Origin of the sequence: Desulfuromonas sp. AOP6, from assembly GCF_009731355.2 — a bacterium.
Taxonomy (GTDB): Bacteria; Desulfobacterota; Desulfuromonadia; order Desulfuromonadales; family SZUA-540; genus SZUA-540.
This window is the reverse complement of the sequence record NZ_AP022810.1, coordinates 237,668-254,557: the sequence shown is the minus strand read 5'-3', so window position 1 is coordinate 254,557 and position 16,890 is coordinate 237,668. Positions and strand designations below refer to the sequence as shown.

The following is a 16,890-nucleotide window of genomic DNA, read 5'->3' as shown; positions in this document are numbered from 1 at the left end:
AACCCTAAAGGAGGAGAACATGAAAAAAATGAACAATGTGAAGCTGTTGCTCGGCATGCTCCTGTCCATCGGCCTGCTGATGCTGGCCGCCTGCGGCGGTTCCAGTTCGAGCGGCAGCGCGGCGACTGGCACCCTGTCGTTGCAGATGGTCGATGCCACCACCCCGGACTTCAAGGCCATCTACGTCACCATTGACCGGGTCGACGTCCATTTGGAGGGTGGCGACTGGACGACCGTGGCCACCCCGCAGAAAACCTACAACCTGCTCGAACTGGTAAACGGCGTGCAGGAAACGCTGGGAGAAGAGGAACTGGCCCCCGGCAACTACACCCAGATGCGCCTGATCCTGTCGAAAAACCCCGATGACGGGCTTAACCTGTTGGACAAGGAACACGAATACGGCAACTACGTCATTACTCTGGACGATGTAAGCCACGAACTGAAAACCCCTAGCGGTCTACAGAGCGGCATCAAACTGGTCAACGGATTTACCATCGCCTCCAATGAGACCACCGAGCTGATCCTCGACTTCGATGCGGCCCGTTCCGTAGTCGTGGCCGGCAATCTCAGCAAGGATAATTACAAGTACCTGCTCAAGCCGACCATCAAGGTCGTCGCCAGTGCCGCTACGGTGCAGGGCCGGGTGGTTGAAATAGAGACTGAAAAGCCTTTGCCCAGCACCCGAGTCAGCGCCCATGCTACCGATTCGGCCGAGACACTGGCGGCGACACTGAGCAATGAAGATGGGTATTATGCCCTCTTTCTGAATCCTGGCGATTACCAAGTGGTCTCTTTCCGCGCCCCGATGGGCGGTCAAGGCTATGCCCCGGCCTGCGAACCCATCAGCCTTACCTCCGATGACATCCCAAGGGTCAACTTCCAACTGGTACCTGCGGACCACGGCACCCTGTCCGGCGAGGTGACGGGCGCGACCCTAGAGGATGGAGAGTATGTGGTACTTAGTATCCAGCAGACAGCACCGGCCCCCTGCAGCGGCATGGTGGAACTGGCGACCGTCCAGATTGAAGAGGGTCTCTACTCCATCGACCTGCCGGTCGGTACCTACGAACTGGTCGCCTCCATGCTTAATGAGGAATCCCAACTGGTTGGCGACCCTCAGGTTATTGAGGATGTCACCATCACCACCGAGGCGGCGACTGAACAGAATATAACCTTCTAATGAAGCTGTCCGGGCCGGCGCGGGCTCCCTCCGTGCCGGCCCATCTCCTACCTGTTGCTTGCCCCGTCTACCGTCTGCCCACCCGATTCCTGTTGCGAAAAAATCCGGGACTGCATTAAAATGATCCTTGGTGCATCAACCCTGGAGGAGCCTTTGCCCATCAATCGGCCACTACATCGCGCGTTGGTTTGTCTCAGCCTGCTACTCTACCTGCTGGTAGGATTTGGCAGCGCTGTTGGCGCCGTGCTGTGCCTTGCCGACGGAGAAGAGTGCCTGAAGGATGGGGCAAAGAGCATCTCCTGTTGCGCCACCCCGTGCCAGGAGACGCCCCTCTGTACCCTGACGCAGGAGTCCTGTGATTCCTGCACGGAGCTCCTTCGCACCGAAAGGGCGGTGAAGTCACGAACTCGCCCGCTGCGCAATCTGCCTTCCCAGCCCCTGGCTCCGCTGCCACCCCATCTGTCGCCCCTCTCCATGCATCCGGGCTGCCAGAATCCGCTCCTTCTTCCTGCGGCCAAGGCGCCAGTCTCGACTATCCTCGCTCAACTCCGCACCATCGTCCTGCTACGTTAGGATTCCCCCGTTTCAATCCGCGGCCTGTTCTCGCCTGGCGTGCTGCCCTTCACTGAAGGTGCGGAGCCGCAAGCCTGTGCCGATATCGACCTGATTTGAAGGGGAATAACCTTGACCACTCCCAAACACAATCTGCTCCACTCGGTGTGGAATTTTTTCTGTTCGCTGAAGCTGACTATTTTCACCCTGATCCTGTTGGCGCTCACCTCCATCATCGGCACGGTGATCCAGCAGAATCGCTCCCCCGAAGAGTATATCCGCCAATACGGCGAGGGACTCTACACCCTCTTCGAGCGTCTGCAATTCTTTGACATGTACCGTGCCTGGTGGTTTCTTGCCCTGCTGATTCTCTTCTGCCTGAACCTCATTGCCTGCTCCATCAAGAGGCTGCCGGGCGTCTGGAAGACCGTCCGGGAACCCTCCCTGACAATGGCACCCGATACCCTGCTGACCCTGGCCAACCACACCCGGTTCGACAGCAGGCAAAATGCCGAAGAAACCGCCCAAGCTCTATCCGAAAGCCTGAGCAGCCGGTTTGCGCGCCCAGTGTTGACCCGGACCGAAGACGGCCTGCACCTCTTTGCCCAGAAAGCCGCCTGGGCCCGGTTCGGCGTCTATGTGACCCATCTCTCCATCCTCATCATCTTCATCGGTGCCATCATCGGCAACATCTGGGGATACAAGGCGTTCGTCAACATCGTCGAGGGCGATCAGGTGAACCAGGTCTGGCCCCGTGGCGGCGGCGAACCCATCGACCTGGGCTTCACCGTGCGCTGCGACTCCTTCAGCGTCACCTACTACGATGGCAGCTTGCGTCCCAAAGAGTACGCCAGCGTTCTGGATGTCATCGAGGATGGTCAGGAGGTCATTTCCGATCGAAAGATCATCGTCAACACGCCGCTGAACTACAAGGGAATCACTTTCTACCAGTCGAGCTACGGCCCTGCCGGCCCGGCCACCACCCGCATGAGGGTGACGCCCAAAGGGGGCTCACCCCTCGTTGCCATCAACCGAGAGGGGGAGCACACGCCACTGCCGAATGGCTATTCCTTTGCGGTCACCGGCTATGCTCAATCGTACCAGGGGATGGGGCCGGCCGTGCAGATGCATGTCAACACACCCGACGGACGACACGGCAATCCCTTCATCGTGCTGCAGAATTTTCCTGACTTCGACAGCCGCCGCGGCGGGGAATTCGCCTTTGCCCTGCTGGACTACAAGCAGCCCCAGTATACCGGCCTGCAGGTCAACAAGGACCCCGGCGTCTGGGTGGTATGGATCGGCTGTCTGCTGTTGATCCTGGGCACCATGGCGGCCTTTATGATCTCCCATCGCCGCATCTGGATCACCATAGAACCCAAGGGCGAGGGCAGTGTCGTTCACATGGGCGCTTCCGCCCACCGCAACCAGGCCGCCTTCGCGCTCTATTTTGACGAGCTGAAAAAAGACCTGACCAAGAACCTGGTGGCCTGATCCCGTTTACCACTAAAGGAGATCCTTTTATGAACAGCGCTCAATTCTTTAACCTGACCACCATCGGCTATTTTGCCTCGATGGTACTTTTTCTCGTCTACCTCATCGCCCGTTCCCCCAAAATCGCCCTGGCCGCAACGGCCGTGGCCTGGGCCGGCTTTGCCGCCAATACCGCCGGCATTGCCCTGCGTTACTTTGAAGCGGTGGAGATGGGCTACAACCAGGCTCCCCTCTCCAACCTGTATGAATCGGTGGTCTTCTTCGCCTGGTCGATTCTGCTGGTCTACCTGCTGATGGATCTGAAGTATAAACAGCGGGCCGTCGGGGCCTTTGTCATCCCCTTCGCCTTCATCGGCATGACCTGGGCCCAGCTCGGTCTCGACGATGCCATCGCTCCGCTGGTGCCCGCTCTGCAGAGCAACTGGCTGACCTATCACGTCATCACCTGCTTTCTCGGCTACGCCGGCTTCGCCATCGCCTGCGGCGCTTCCATCATGTATCTGATCCTCGATACCCAAAAGAGCAAGGACAACAAAAACGGCATCCTCGCTCTCTTTCCCGACATTCGGGTGCTGGATGACATCAACTACAAGGCGATCATGTTCGGCTTCCCCATGCTGACCCTGGGCATCATCACTGGGGCGGCCTGGGCCAACTATGCCTGGGGCACCTACTGGAGTTGGGACCCGAAGGAGACCTGGAGCCTGATCGTCTGGTTTGTCTACGCCGCGTTTCTGCACGCCCGCTTTACTCGGGGCTGGGTAGGAAAAAGGGCGGCCTGGCTGTCCATCATCGGCTTTGCCGCCACCATTTTCTGCTATCTGGGGGTCAACCTGGTGCTGTCCGGCCTGCATTCCTACGGCGGCGCCTGAGGCAGGCTGGGTTGATTCCTGTTGACAAACCTGGGGGCCTTTAGATAACATTCGTTGTGTTAAAGGGGAGTAGCAATCGGTCGGAGACATGACCGACCCGCGTTTCGTCATTACGGAGGCCACACCTCCCGGACGCGGGGTTACGACGCTTCGTCGCAATCTGCAAGACCTTTATCCACAGCATTTCACCATGCCGCGGGTAAAGGTCTTTTTTATTACCCGCCGCACAAACAGCGCGTACGGAGGACAAACCATGAACCGCATTAAAACGACGCTTCTGCTCACCAGCCTAACCCTGCTCCTTGTTTTTATGGGCAGCGCTATTGGCGGCCAGTCGGGTATGATCATCGCCTTTCTCATTGCCGGGGGCATGAACTTCTTCTCCTACTGGTACTCGGACAAGATCGTTCTCAAGATGTACAAGGCCAAAGAAGTCACCGAGGCCGACCACCCCGGCTTTTACACCATGGTACGTCGTCTCAGCCAGCAGGCCGGCCTGCCCATGCCCAAGGTCTACATCATCCCCTCCGAGGCTCCCAACGCCTTTGCCACCGGACGTAATCCCCAAAATGCCGCGGTCGCTGCCACCGAAGGGATTATGCGCCTGCTCACGGAAGATGAACTCGAAGGGGTCATGGCCCACGAACTGGCCCATGTGCAGAACCGCGATACGCTCATTTCCACCCTGGCCGCCACTTTCGCCGGCGCCATCGCCATGCTCGGCAACATGCTGCAGTGGGCCGCCATTTTTGGTGCCGGCCGCAGCGATGACGAGGAAGGCGGTGGCCTGCTTGGCAGCCTGGCCATGGCCATTATCGCGCCGATGGCGGCCATGCTGATCCAGATGGCGGTCTCCCGCTCGCGGGAGTATCTGGCCGACGCCTCCGGCGCCCGCATCTGCGGCAAGCCCAGGGCCTTGGCCAGCGCCCTGCGCAAACTGCAAATGGGCGCCCAGGCAGTGCCCATGCAGGAAGCCACGCCGGCGACGTCCCACATGTTTATCGTCAACCCTCTTGCCGGTCGCTCTCTCGCCAGCCTCTTTTCCACCCATCCGCCCATGGATGACCGCATCGCTAAACTGGAAAATATGGCCAGTGGCCGCGGCTGATAGCCAAGGTCGGTTCAACGCAGCAGCATGACCGCAAAGGCCAGCACCAATAACAGGAAGAGCCCCCCGGATACACGCCAGCGTAACAGTCCCTTTTCACTGGCGGCCAACAGGGAGTGCAGGCCGAACAACTCGATTGGTCCCTGCCAGACAAAGGTCAGGTAGGCCCTGACCAGGCGCGTCACCGCCGGGTCGCCATAGTTCGCCCACCCCTGACGGGCGCCTCTTCCCAGAGCATAGAGCAGGAGCAGCATATCACCCGCCGGTAATGGCGGTAGTAAGCTGCTCCTGCTTTTTTTAGCCAGGCGCCAGAACAGAAAGCCCACAACCGCTCCCACCAGCACGCTAAGTGCTGCCTCATTGCTCCATCCTGGCGATTTTGCCCCCCAGGGCGCCAGCCAGCCGGGAACGACCTTCCACACCAGGTAGAGCCCGCCCAGTTGTGCCAAACCCCAGGCCAGCCACTGCCGGGGTGTCGGCGGGCACCTGTCCCGACTTCTCTGCGTCCAGGGCAACAGCAGCAGGTACGCCATGAGAAGCGCTGTGGCCGCGGCCGACCCGGCCAATGTCCAGGTAAAGACTTCCCCCCAGGGCGAGGGGATAAAAACCGCCAGGCCCCCCAGAAGCTTTTTGGCCACCAGGCCGCTGGTGAGGGGGGCCCCGGCCAAAGACAACGCTGGCCACAGCAATCCCGCCAGAAAAACCCTTCTGGCCCACACACCTCCGGCGCCGGCCATACCGACCCCGAGAAAAAGCGCTGTCTTGGCCAGGCCATGGTGCAGGGCGTAAAGGCAGAGAGCCGCCAGCACAGACGGCCAGGCCGCCGGGAAGAACAGTCCCAGACCCAGGGCCCCCGTCATCAAACCCATCTGGCTGATGCTCGAATAGGCCAGCACGGTTTTGGCCTGGGACTGAGCCAGGCCCAGGGCCACCCCGCCAAAAGCCGCGATAAGTCCGGCAACCAGACAGACCATGCCCCAGGCGGGAAAAGCCGCCTCCCCCAGCGGGAGAAAACGCAGCCAGGCCAGCAGGCCCGCCTTGATCATGGCCCCCGACAGGACGGCGCTGGCCGGTGTGGGCGCGGCTGGGTGGGCCAGGGGCAGCCACAGGTGCAGGGGGAAGCAACCGGCCTTGATGCCGAATCCGGTCAACACCAGGCCGATGATCAGGTGACGATGGGGCGAAACGGCGATTCGCGGCGCGATGTCAGCCAGGCGCGTGGTGCCTTCCGAGGCGATCAGCATCAGGCCGGCTATGAGCAACACCTCCCCCAGCACCGCCATGACCAGATAGACTTTGCCGGCTTGTCGGGCCTCGGCGTCTCTTTCATGCACAACCAGGCCGTAGGCGGCGAAAGTCATGAGGGCAAAGAACAGGTAAAAACTCGCCATGTCCCCGGCCATGATCAGGCCCAGGTTGCCGGTCATGGCCAGCAGAAAAAAGAAGAAGAAGAACTGGAGACGTGCCGGGTTGACCAGGTAGCCGCGGGCATACAGGGCTGAGGAACCCCAGACCAGGGCGGTGAAGAGCAGAAAGATGCGACCGGTGAGATCCAGGCTGAAGATGCTGCCGAGAAGCAACCAGGGGTAGTCCCCGGCCGCAGGGGGCCATATAGCAAGAATGATGGCCGGAAGGGCCGACCAGGGCGCTGCCGCCACAGCCCACTGCCGCCCCCGGCGGCACAGGCAACCACCCGCCAGCAGCAGGGGAAAGGCCAGGACGGCCAGCCAGACGGCTTGGGAAAAGAGCGCTTCCATCAGGGGATCCATAACCGGTATGCCTCCCGTGCAATCATGGTCACCCAGCCCAGCGGGCTGAAGGAGAGTCCGGCCAGCAGTCCGGCCGAGACGGAGAGACCCGTCGTGATCAGGGTCGGCAACAGCAGCAACCAGTCTGTCTCCAGACGCGAGCCTGGTTCTCGCTCAGGCCAGGCTGCGGTCGGCTCCTTGAACCAGGCGGCATAGACAATAGGCAGAAAATAGGCGGCATTGAGCAGACTGCTCAGCACCATCACGCCCACGACCCAGTATTGCCCGGCGGCGATTCCGCCCAAACCCAGGTACCACTTGCTGACAAACCCGGCCAGGGGAGGAACGCCGATCATGCCGAAGGCGGCCAGGGTAAAGGCAGCCATGGTCCAGGGCATGCGGCGACCGACTCCGGCCATTTCGCTCACCCGGCGAACCTCCAGGGTTTCGGCGAGATTGCCGGCGCAGAAGAAGAGCGTGATTTTCATGATGCCCTGATGCACCAGATGCACGACTCCACCGATGGTGGCCAACGGCCCGACGGTGGTCACGCCGAGGATGATATAGGAGACCTGACTGACCGTGGAATAGGCCAGCCGCCGCTTGAGGTCATCCTGAAAAAGGGCTCGCACGGAACCATAAAGGATGGTGAAAGCCGCCACGGCGGACAGGGGTCCCAGCAGGTGGAGCGACGCCGAAAGCTCCACTCCATAGACATCGTAGACAATGCGGATAATGCCGAAAGCGCCGGCCTTGACCACGGCTACCGCGTGCAGCAGAGCCGAAACAGGTGCCGGGGCCACCATGGCAATGGGCAGCCAGCCATGCAAAGGAACCAGGGCTGCCTTGACCCCCACCCCCCCCACCATGAGACAGAAGATGACGATCAGCTGCACGCGATGGGCAGAGGCAACGGCTGAGAGCACCCCGCCAGCCATGAACTCGACGGGACCAACCAAGGCCTGCAGCCATACGGCGCCGGTCAAAAGGGCGGCGCCGCCAAGCAGGGTATAAACGAGGTAGGTGTCACCGGCATAGAGGGATTCGGAGGTGCCGCGATGCACCACGAGCGGATAGGTCGAGAGCGTCAGCAGTTCATAGAAGATGAAGAAGGTGAGCAGGTTCCCGGCAAGAGCGATCCCCGTTGTCGCTGTCACGCAGATACTGAAAAAACCGAAGAACCGGCTGCGATGAGGTGAACCTTCGAGGTAGCCGACAGCATAGATGGTGGTGAGGAACCACAGTCCGGCAGAGAGGGCGACAAAGAGCATGGCCAGAGGGTCGGCACGCAGGACAAAATCGACCCCTGGCAGCAACGGCAGCGAAAAAGCAAATTCCGCCCCACGGAACACCCCCCAGAGCATGGTCCCCACGAAGAGCAGCTTGATACTGGCTCCCAGCAGGTTCAGGGTGGTGCGCAGCCGATGCCGGCGTTCCTGCAGGCCGAAAATCACCAGCCCGGTAACCAGGGAACTCAGCAAGGTCGCGATGGGCAGAATACTGCTCCAGTTCATGGTCCCCCCGGATAGCCGACGGCCAGAAGATTGAGGGGCCAGGAACCGCACAGTCCCAGTGCCAAAGAGAGCAGCGCCGTGGCCATGGCCGTCCACTGCATCCGGCGGGGAACAGAGCGAGACAGCCCGCCGTCAGCATCCCACACCAGGGCCTGGCGCAGTACGCGAAAGACATAGCCTGCCGCCAGCACACCGCCGAGGAGCATGCCCGGCACCCACCACCACTGCAGACTTTCCACCGCCGCTTTCAGAAAGAGCCACTTGGAAGAAAAGCCACCGCTGGGGGGTAGCCCCATCAGTGTCATCCCCCCCAGGGCAAAGGCAAAGAGAGGGACGGGTAACTGGCGGCCGACGCCGGTCAGGTCGGCGATCTGGTCGGAGCCAGCGGCGTGGGCCAGACAGCCCGCCGACATGAACATGGCCGACTTGGCCAAACCGTGGGACAGGATCAGAAAGATCAGTCCACCCCAGGCTCCCGGCACCTCCAGCGACAACCCTGTCCCGGCGGGTGTCCAGGTCGCCATGAGCGGAAAGACAAGGAAGAGGTAACCGATCTGGGCGATGCTTGAATAAGCCAGCAGCCTCTTCACTCGCCCCTGCCGCCAGGCCAGCAGGGAACCCCAGAGCATGGCCAGCATCCCGAGGACGCCGAGAAACTGCGCGGCGGCGAATTCCTGCCCGAAAGAGAAGAGTTCAAACCAGAGGCGCAGCACGAGGTAGAAGGAGGCCTTGGTGGCCAGGGCCGCCAGCAGCGCACTGACGGGACTTGGCGCTTCGGCATAGGCGGCGGGAAGCCAGAAGTGAAGGGGGAAAAGGGCTGTTTTCAGCAAAAGGCCCAGAACCATGAGGGCAGCCGCCACCGACAGGCTACCCATGTTGTCGGTCGACTCTGGCAGGGCGTGAAGAGCCAGAGAGCCGCTGACCGCATATAAAAGAGCTGTCCCCAGCAGATAGGCCAAAGAGCCGATCAAGGCGACAAAAAGATAACGAAGGCCCGCCGCCAGGGCGGAAGCCGTTCCTCTTAGAGTGATCAGAGGAACGGTGGACAGGGTAAGAAGTTCGAGGGTGACATACAGGTTGAAGACATCGCGCGAAAGAAAGAGGGCATTCAGGGAGCCCCAGAAAAAGAGGACGAGGGGCCAGAACAGGGAGTTTTCGCAGCCTTCCGCGTCAACAGGACTGGCCTTGATCAGACCCAGGGAAAATATGCCGACCAAGAGCACCACAAGGGCTGTCAGCAGCAGCATAAGCAGGCTCAGGCCGTCGGCATACAGCTCGATACCCAGGGGTGCACCCCAGCCACCCACCGCATAGACATGTGGTCCATATTGCCACAGCTCCTGGGCCAGGGCTGACAGGCCGGCACCGACCATCAGGACGCTGGCGCCGAAGAACCAGCGGCCACATCGCTTGCCGCCCACAAAGGCCAGCAGCCCGCAGATAAAGGGTGCCAGAATGATGCCGACTTCCCAGGGCAGAGTTGTCATGACGGGCCATCCTTCCAGCACAGCGCTCTCATTCCCCCTCCGGCAGCCGGGTCTTTCCTGTCTGCTGATAGTAGCGCCGGACCAGAGCCAGGGCAAAGGCTGTCGCGCTCACCGCCACCACGATCCCCGTCAGGACCATGGCAAGAGGAACAGGGTCGGGGGTCTGCTGCGGGTGGCGGGAGGCTATCCCCACCAGCAGGAGGAAGACGCCGCTGCTCATGATATTCAGGGCCAGGATCTTGCGCAGCAGGTGGCGGTCAAAAATGAGGCCCCGCAGGCCTAGACAGAAGAGCAGCACAGCGCCCAACGCATATAAATCGGCCTGGGTCATGCGTCCTCCTCTTTTTCCGGTGGAGTCATTGGCGATCCGGCCGGCGGATTTGAGGCAAAAAGGGAAACCAGCGTCACCGCGATGGACAAGGTCAGAAAAGATTCCAGGGCGACGATCATGGGTCCCGCCCCATTTTGTGGATATTCCAGCAGCTTTCCCCCCATCGCCAGGGTCACCAGGGCCAGCGCCATGAAAAAGGCCAATCCCGAAGCCAGCGCTCCCCGCACCTGCCAGGGGGCCCCCAGACGCACCTTCAACTTGCCGCCCAGAAGCAGCAGGACGCCGGCGGCAGCCAGCACGGCACCAGCCTGAAAAGCTCCACCCGGGGCATGTTCACCGGCCCAAAGAAGATACCCTGAAGTCAGCACCATCAGGGGAATGACCAATCGCGTCATGGCAGCCAGCACGGGGCCGGGCGGGGCGATCATGAGCAGAGGTCCTGGCGGCAGTCCCTGCCTCAACGCCATGCAGGCCATCGCTGCCAACAACAGGACGCCGATCTCCAGCAAGGTATCGTAGCCTCGAAAATTGAGGAGAACCGCGGTCACAGCAGAGTGAACGCCGGAGTCCATCAGGCTGGATTTTACCATTGGCTGCAGACTGGGAGGCGTGGCCGGCAAGGACAGCACGGCCCAGACCAGGACGACGGCGAAGACCGCCAGAACCAGAAAAGCGAGGCCGTCGAGAATCCACATTGCCGCCGACCTCATTCTTCCTCCGCTGAAGAGGATGGGGGCTCCTTGGCGGCGGCCGAATCTTCCTCCACACCGAGGTGCCCGACAGCATCCAGCAGCAGGACTCCGGTCAGGCCGGTACCGATGGCCGCTTCAGCCAGGGCAATATCGGGAGCCCGCAGCCGCACCCACGCCAATGACATGAGCAGCCCGAAGGCAATGAACAGCACCACTGCCTTAAAGAGATCGCGGGCCGACAGAATCTTCCAGGCCAGGGCCAGCAGCGTACAGATCAGCAGCAGATCAAACGTGAAGGCCAGAGACGTCATGAACGCTCCTTCGTGCAAAATCGCCCCTGGCGAGGCCGAAGGCCACCGCGAAAGGCGCTGTTCGCCACCAGATAGCAGGCCGCCGAGCTGGCCACCAGGGCCAGCAGCCAGATGAGCAGCATTTTCAGCGCCACCGGCACCGATCCCACTTGCAGAATGAGGCCCGACACCGTGAGACCAAGGCCGAGGTTATCGGCCTTGGTCAGGGCATGAAGGCGAGTATAGACATCCGGAAGCCGCAGCATCCCCAACGTCCCCGCTAAAAAGAAAACCCCGCCGGCTGAGGTCAGCAGAACAGACAAAAGGTCAATCATTGCTCTCCTCCTCTGCCCCCTCCTGGATGATCCAGAATCTTTTGGCAAAAGCCACTGTCGCCAAAGCCCCGAGCAGAATGAAGACCAAGGCCACATCCCGCAAAGCCGGAAGGTCCATGGCCTCGGCCAACAGCAGCAGGATCGCCACTCCCGTCGTGCCGAAGAGCTGGGCGGCAAGCATGCGATCCGCCGGCGTGGGCCCTTTAAGCACTCGCACCAAACCGACCACGATGGTCAGAAGGAGAAAAATGGCCATGGCGAGAAAAAAATCATGCATCCGCATCCTCCTGCCTGCTCCCGGCCAGCGACAGGCCGAAAAGTCGCGCCACCCGCCTCTCTACCTGGCGCAGAGACCCTTCAAGAGGACGGCTGTCATCGAGGGCATGCACCAGCAAACGACCTTCCGCCTGGAGATAAACACTGCAGGTGCCTGGTAGCAGGCTGATGGTGTTGGCCAGAAAAATCCGGGCTGGGCCGGGCGGAAGATGCAGAGAAAATTCACAGATGGCGGGAGAAATCGGCAGACGGGGATCGTAGACGCGACGGGCAACGTCAAGGCCGCCACGCAGGGACGCATAAAAAAAGAAGGGTAGAAATGAAAGGAGACCGGTGAGTGTCCAGGTTTCCTGCCGGTCACCAGCCAGCAGGTGACTGGCCCATAACGCCAGCAGGATTACGGGCAGGCCGAAACCCAGGGCGGCGGCATCCCCTTCCGTCAGAACCCACCACAACAAGGTCAAAAGCAGAAAACGAAGCGTCAGCTCCCGCACACTCACAGCCACCCTGTTCTCCTTGTCTCACAACAGCAGGGAAGGGGCTTATCCCCTTCAGCCGTTTAAGTATAGAAGAGGGTCGACGAGCGTCAAGGCAAGGTAGCCACAGTACAGGCCGGCTCAGCTGTTGCGGCGCATGCGCTCCAGGTCTTCCGGGGTCAGGCAGAGGGTCTCATTGGCAGCGGAAGGCCTGGACCCGCCCGGCTGATCTTTGGCCTCTTCCATAAAGACAAGAGTGTGCTTCCCGATGGTGATCTTGTCCTGGTGATTCAGCCCTCGCTTCCAGTTGAGCTGGGCGCCATTGAGAAAGGTGCCGTTGGTACTCTTCAGGTCTTCAAGATAGTAGGGGATGCCCTGCCGGTAGATCTCGGCATGGTGGCGGGATACGGCCAGGTTGTCGATCTGGATGTCGTTATCGGCGTCACGGCCGATGCGGATCCCTTCGCTGCCGATAGCTACCTCCTTGACGACCTGTCCCTTGAACATCACTACGATTTTTGCCATATGTCTTCTCCTGAAAAGTCGATCAGTGCCGCAGATTATGCAGGCGGCGGGAAATTTCGCCATGGTCGCAGAGTCGCTCGTCCGGATTCTTGCGCAGCATCGCCATAACCAGGTCGGCGACGCCCTCCCGGATTCCTGCCGCCCGTTCCCGCAGGGGCACGGGCTCGTCGTTCAGCTGCTGCAGCAGCACCGCCGTCGGTTCGCCGGTAAAGGGCGGCGCCCCCGCCAGCAGTTCGTAAAAAATCACGCCGAGAGAATAGATATCCGCTCGAAAATCCGTAGGTTTGCCCGCCGCCTGCTCGGGGCTCATGTAGAAAGGCGTGCCCATGAGACTGCCATCGAGAGTCAGACCGCTTTCCTGCCTCAGGCGAGCCAGGCCGAAGTCGGTCACTTTCAGACGCTGTTGTTCATCGAGAAGGATGTTAGCCGGCTTCAGATCACGATGCACAATCCCCTTCTCATGCACATGGCACAGGGTATCGCAGAGCTGAGAGACCATGCTCAATACCACGGCCTCGGCAAAAGGAGCCCGGCCAGCCATATGGTCTTCCAGGGTGCCGCCGCGAACCAGTTCCATCACCAGAATCATGCGCGAGCCGTCATCGACGAGATCGTAAATCTGCACGATACCCGGATGGATCAGCTGGGCCAGCGTGAGCGCTTCGCGCCGGAAACGCTCTCTTCGCTCAGGATCGCGCACAAAGACGGAGGGAAGTTCCTTCAGGGCGACCTGCCGTTCCAGCGTCTGGTCGAAAGCTGAATAGACCACTCCCATGGTACCGGAACCGATCTCTGCCTCGATCTGGTAGCGCTTACCCAGCAACGATCGGCTGGAGTCGGTTAGCTGTTTCGCCGGCTGTAAAAAGATTTCCTGTTCAGCGGCGCGACGGATAATCGGCGCATAGAGCACCAACCCGGTGGCCACTCCCAGGCTGGCAAGACTCCAGATCAGAAAGGTGGACTGGGCCTGGCGGCGGATTAGGCGCTCATCTTCTTTTGAGGTCTTCAGCAGACCAAAGAGCTGTTTTTTTTCGACGGGGGGATAGATTTTTTCGAGCAGAAAATGGGTGGCCGGCAGCAGCACAGCCGGCACCAGGACCAGCGATACAAGCAGCAGAACGGGAACCAGCCACTTCCTCTGCAAACCCAGGAAGAGTATACGTGGGGAGCGCAGGAGAAACAGACTGTCGGCCGCGCCCGCTTTCAGCCGCTGGATCCTGCCGGCATGGATAGAAATCACTGTCTCGTTCGACATACTTACCTTTCGGGCCGATACCCCGGGAATCAAAATCGCGCCATTTTCCCAGAAATCCTCCTTCTTGGCAAGCAGGCAACGCAGCGGCCCTACCACCGAGCGCTTACATCCCGGACGACAGACGTTGCCGGCGCCGCCACTTTTCAACTTCCACGGCCCCCAGCACCAGCAACGGCAAACTGCAACAGAGAGCCAGTTCCGTCAGGGTCAGGGGAGCGGTTTTGAAAATTCCGTTCATTACGGGTAGATAAATGACCCCCAGCTGCAGCAGTACGGTCAGCGCCACGGCTCCAAGCAGGGGCAGGTTACTGAACAGACCGAGCTGCCACAGGGATTCCGTCTCCGAGCGGATGGCGAGTACGTGGGCGAGCTGACAAAAGGTGAGCACCGTAAAGACGATAGTCTGCCAGCTTTCATGACCGTTTCCGTAGGCCCAGCCCATGGCGGCCAGAGACAGGCCGCCGATGAGCAGGCCCACCCAGACCATGTGCTGCCACATGCCGTGCGCGAAAATGCTTTCGTCAGGGGGGCGGGGCGGCCGCTGCATGACCCCCGGCTCGGCTTTTTCAGCGGTCAGGGCCAGCCCCGGCAGACCGTCGGTCACCAGGTTGATCCACAAAATATGAATGGGCAGCAGCGGAATGGGCAAGCCCATAAAAGGCGCCAGAAAGAGCACCCAGATCTCCCCCGAATTGCTGGTCATGGTGTAGCGGATGAACTTGCGGATGTTGTCGAAGATGCGGCGCCCCTCCCGTACGGCGGCGGTGATGGTGGCGAAGTTGTCGTCCAGCAGCACCATATCGGAAGCTTCCCGGGCCACATCCGTGCCGTTGTCGCCCATGGCCACCCCGATGTCGGCCTTTTTGAGGGCGGGCGCGTCGTTGACGCCGTCCCCGGTCATGGCGCAGAATTCTCCCAGATCCTGCAGGGCCTCGACGATGCGGATCTTCTGCTCCGGGCTGGTGCGGGCATAGACCCGAAGCTGGCGTGCCCGCTGTTTCAATTCTTCCGGCTCCAGCTCAGCCAGCTCCTGGCCCGTGATCAGCTGCTCCTTCGACTCGGCCATGCCGAGGCGTTTGGCAATGGCGAGCGCCGTCGCCGGATGGTCGCCGGTGATCATAACGGGGATGATACCGGCGCTGAGACAATCCTGCACCGCCGGCGCTGCCTCCTCCCGCGGCGGGTCGATCAGGGCCACCAGACCGAGAAAAGTCAGGTCGCGCTCGGCCGCTTCCATCTCCAGCCCCTGCGGCAGCTCCGGCAGTTGCCGCGTGGCCAGCGCCAGCACCCGGTAGCCCTCGCCGGCCAGGGCCTCCGCCTGGGCCAGCAGCGCTTCCGCTTCGCTGTCCGGACACAGGGGGAGCACCTGCTCCGGGGCCCCCTTGCAGAAAAGGACAATCCCGTCTCCATCCTGATGCAGGGTCGACATCCGTTTGCGTTCGGAATCAAAGGGGAATTCGGCTACGCGCGGCAGGCGGTCCTCCAGTTCCTGGCGGCGATACCCGTGGGCCAGCGCCGCCTCGTAGAGGGCCACTTCCGTCGGATCGCCCTTGAGATCGCCCTCTTTGCCTTCGACGTCATTGTTCAGGGCCAGCGCCTCCCCGAACAACCGGCTCTGCTCCGGAATGCCCTCATGCACCTGGCCCCCGACGTAAAACCTCTCGGCGGACATGCGGTTCTGAGTCAGGGTGCCTGTCTTGTCCGTGCAGATATACGTGACCGAGCCAAGGGTCTCCACCGCCGGCAGGTTGCGCAGGAGGGCGTGACGTTTGCTCATGCGCGCGGCACCCATGGCGAGAGCGACGCTGATGACCGCCGGCAGGGCTTCGGGAATGGCCGCCACGGCAAGGCTGATGGCCGTGAGCAGCATGAGCATGACTGGCTCGCCCCGCAGAATGCCGACGACAAAGATCACGGCACAGATAGCCAGAACCCCCAGAGCCAGCTTCCTGCTGAAAGTGGCCAGACGTTTCTGCAGAGGCGTCTTGCTCTCGACCGTCTTCTGCAGCAGCTGAGCGATCTGGCCCAGCTCGGTGGCCATACCGGTGGCCACCACCACGCCGACCGCTCTGCCCCGATTGACCTGGCTCCCCTTGAAAGCCATGTTGACACGGTCGGCCACGACCAGCTCCGGCTCGGCAAGAGTCTCCACCTGCTTGGACACCCCCGTCGATTCTCCCGTCAGCATGGACTCGTTTGCCTCCATTTCGGCGCTTTCCACCAGGCGCAGGTCGGCTGGCACCACATCTCCGGCCTGCAGCAGCACCACATCGCCGGGCACCAGCTTTGAAGCCGATAGCTCAACCACCTGGCCACCGCGCCGCACCCGGGCTGCCGGTGAGGCCATGGCTTTCAGCGCCGCCATGGCCTTTTCGGCCCGGTATTCCTGTACGGCGCCAATGATGGCGTTTAACCCAACGATGACCAGAATGGCGACGGTATCCACCGCCTCACCGATCAGGCCCGATATCACCGCTGCCCCCAGCAAAACCAGGATCATGAAATCGCGAAACTGTTCCAGGAACATGCGCCACAACGGACGCCGGCTACCTTCCTCCAGCTCATTCAGGCCATGGCGCTGCAGTCGCGCCGCCGCCTCTGTTTCGCTGAGGCCCTGGCGAAAATCCGTTTCAAGCTCTTTTGCCACCCTGTCCCGTGAAAGGCTGTGCCAATGTGTTTCAGTCATAATCCATCCGGATATTGGTTCGACAAAAAAAGATGTAAGCGGCACCGAGGCGAGCTGCCATCGGTTCCC

The 16,890-nt window shown here is 61.1% G+C and carries 16 protein-coding genes and 1 pseudogene; 5 read left to right on the top strand and 12 right to left on the bottom strand.

Annotation, left to right across the window (positions count from 1 at the left end):
* Positions 1 to 19: 19 nt before the first annotated feature.
* From AOP6_RS01240 to htpX, 5 genes are all read left to right on the top strand, one after another.
* On the top strand, positions 20 to 1,180 hold the full coding sequence (locus tag AOP6_RS01240) for a DUF4382 domain-containing protein (protein WP_155874826.1): 1,161 nt from the start codon (positions 20 to 22) through the stop codon (positions 1,178 to 1,180).
* 153 nt (positions 1,181 to 1,333) lie between these two features.
* On the top strand, positions 1,334 to 1,753 hold the full coding sequence (locus AOP6_RS01235; protein ID WP_155874825.1) for a hypothetical protein: 420 nt from the start codon (positions 1,334 to 1,336) through the stop codon (positions 1,751 to 1,753).
* A gap of 111 nt (positions 1,754 to 1,864) precedes the next feature.
* Positions 1,865 to 3,226, top strand: a complete 1,362-nt coding sequence (locus tag AOP6_RS01230; protein WP_155874824.1) for a cytochrome c biogenesis protein ResB — start codon at positions 1,865 to 1,867, stop codon at positions 3,224 to 3,226.
* Between the two features lie 29 nt (positions 3,227 to 3,255).
* Positions 3,256 to 4,098, top strand: a complete 843-nt coding sequence (ccsB, locus tag AOP6_RS01225) for a c-type cytochrome biogenesis protein CcsB (protein ID WP_155874823.1) — start codon at positions 3,256 to 3,258, stop codon at positions 4,096 to 4,098.
* Between the two features lie 253 nt (positions 4,099 to 4,351).
* Positions 4,352 to 5,206, top strand: coding sequence for a zinc metalloprotease HtpX (gene htpX / locus AOP6_RS01220; protein WP_155874822.1), 855 nt, complete (start codon positions 4,352 to 4,354; stop codon positions 5,204 to 5,206).
* A 14-nt stretch (positions 5,207 to 5,220) separates the two neighbouring features.
* On the opposite strand, the gene AOP6_RS01215 is transcribed toward htpX, so the two are convergent.
* The 12 genes and pseudogenes from AOP6_RS01215 to AOP6_RS01160 all read right to left on the bottom strand — a co-directional run bounded on the left by AOP6_RS01215 (position 5,221) and on the right by AOP6_RS01160 (position 16,821).
* Positions 5,221 to 6,975, bottom strand: a complete 1,755-nt coding sequence (locus tag AOP6_RS01215; protein ID WP_155874821.1) for a complex I subunit 5 family protein — start codon at positions 6,973 to 6,975, stop codon at positions 5,221 to 5,223.
* Positions 6,963 to 8,468, bottom strand: a complete 1,506-nt coding sequence (locus AOP6_RS01210) for a proton-conducting transporter membrane subunit (protein WP_155874820.1) — start codon at positions 8,466 to 8,468, stop codon at positions 6,963 to 6,965. Before AOP6_RS01210 ends, AOP6_RS01215 begins: the two co-directional genes overlap by 13 nt.
* On the bottom strand, positions 8,465 to 9,955 hold the full coding sequence (locus tag AOP6_RS01205) for a proton-conducting transporter membrane subunit (protein ID WP_155874819.1): 1,491 nt from the start codon (positions 9,953 to 9,955) through the stop codon (positions 8,465 to 8,467). Before AOP6_RS01205 ends, AOP6_RS01210 begins: the two co-directional genes overlap by 4 nt.
* A gap of 28 nt (positions 9,956 to 9,983) precedes the next feature.
* Positions 9,984 to 10,286, bottom strand: a complete 303-nt coding sequence (locus AOP6_RS01200) for a cation:proton antiporter subunit C (RefSeq protein WP_155874818.1) — start codon at positions 10,284 to 10,286, stop codon at positions 9,984 to 9,986.
* Positions 10,283 to 10,996, bottom strand: coding sequence for a Na(+)/H(+) antiporter subunit B (locus tag AOP6_RS01195; RefSeq protein WP_155874817.1), 714 nt, complete (start codon positions 10,994 to 10,996; stop codon positions 10,283 to 10,285). Before AOP6_RS01195 ends, AOP6_RS01200 begins: the two co-directional genes overlap by 4 nt.
* 80 nt (positions 10,997 to 11,076) lie before the next feature.
* Positions 11,077 to 11,289 (bottom strand): annotated as a pseudogene (locus AOP6_RS01190) (DUF4040 domain-containing protein); the annotation flags it as partial.
* Positions 11,286 to 11,603, bottom strand: a complete 318-nt coding sequence (locus AOP6_RS01185) for a monovalent cation/H(+) antiporter subunit G (RefSeq protein WP_155874815.1) — start codon at positions 11,601 to 11,603, stop codon at positions 11,286 to 11,288. The pseudogene AOP6_RS01190 and the gene AOP6_RS01185, both read right to left, overlap by 4 nt.
* Positions 11,596 to 11,880, bottom strand: coding sequence for a monovalent cation/H+ antiporter complex subunit F (locus AOP6_RS01180; protein WP_155874814.1), 285 nt, complete (start codon positions 11,878 to 11,880; stop codon positions 11,596 to 11,598). Before AOP6_RS01180 ends, AOP6_RS01185 begins: the two co-directional genes overlap by 8 nt.
* Entirely contained in the window at positions 11,873 to 12,385 is a 513-nt protein-coding gene (locus tag AOP6_RS01175; protein WP_155874813.1) for a Na+/H+ antiporter subunit E, read from the bottom strand. Before AOP6_RS01175 ends, AOP6_RS01180 begins: the two co-directional genes overlap by 8 nt.
* Before the next feature lie 111 nt (positions 12,386 to 12,496).
* Positions 12,497 to 12,880: an FHA domain-containing protein gene (locus AOP6_RS01170; RefSeq protein ID WP_213194698.1), complete on the bottom strand. Its 384-nt coding sequence runs from the start codon at positions 12,878 to 12,880 to the stop codon at positions 12,497 to 12,499.
* Between the two features lie 22 nt (positions 12,881 to 12,902).
* A complete protein-coding gene (locus AOP6_RS01165) occupies positions 12,903 to 14,282 on the bottom strand; it encodes a serine/threonine-protein kinase (RefSeq protein WP_155874811.1) in 1,380 nt (459 codons plus the stop codon).
* Complete coding sequence (locus tag AOP6_RS01160; RefSeq protein WP_155874810.1) at positions 14,239 to 16,821, bottom strand: cation-translocating P-type ATPase; 2,583 nt, start codon at positions 16,819 to 16,821, stop codon at positions 14,239 to 14,241. The genes AOP6_RS01165 and AOP6_RS01160 overlap by 44 nt, the downstream gene beginning before the upstream one ends.
* Positions 16,822 to 16,890: the final 69 nt, after the last annotated feature.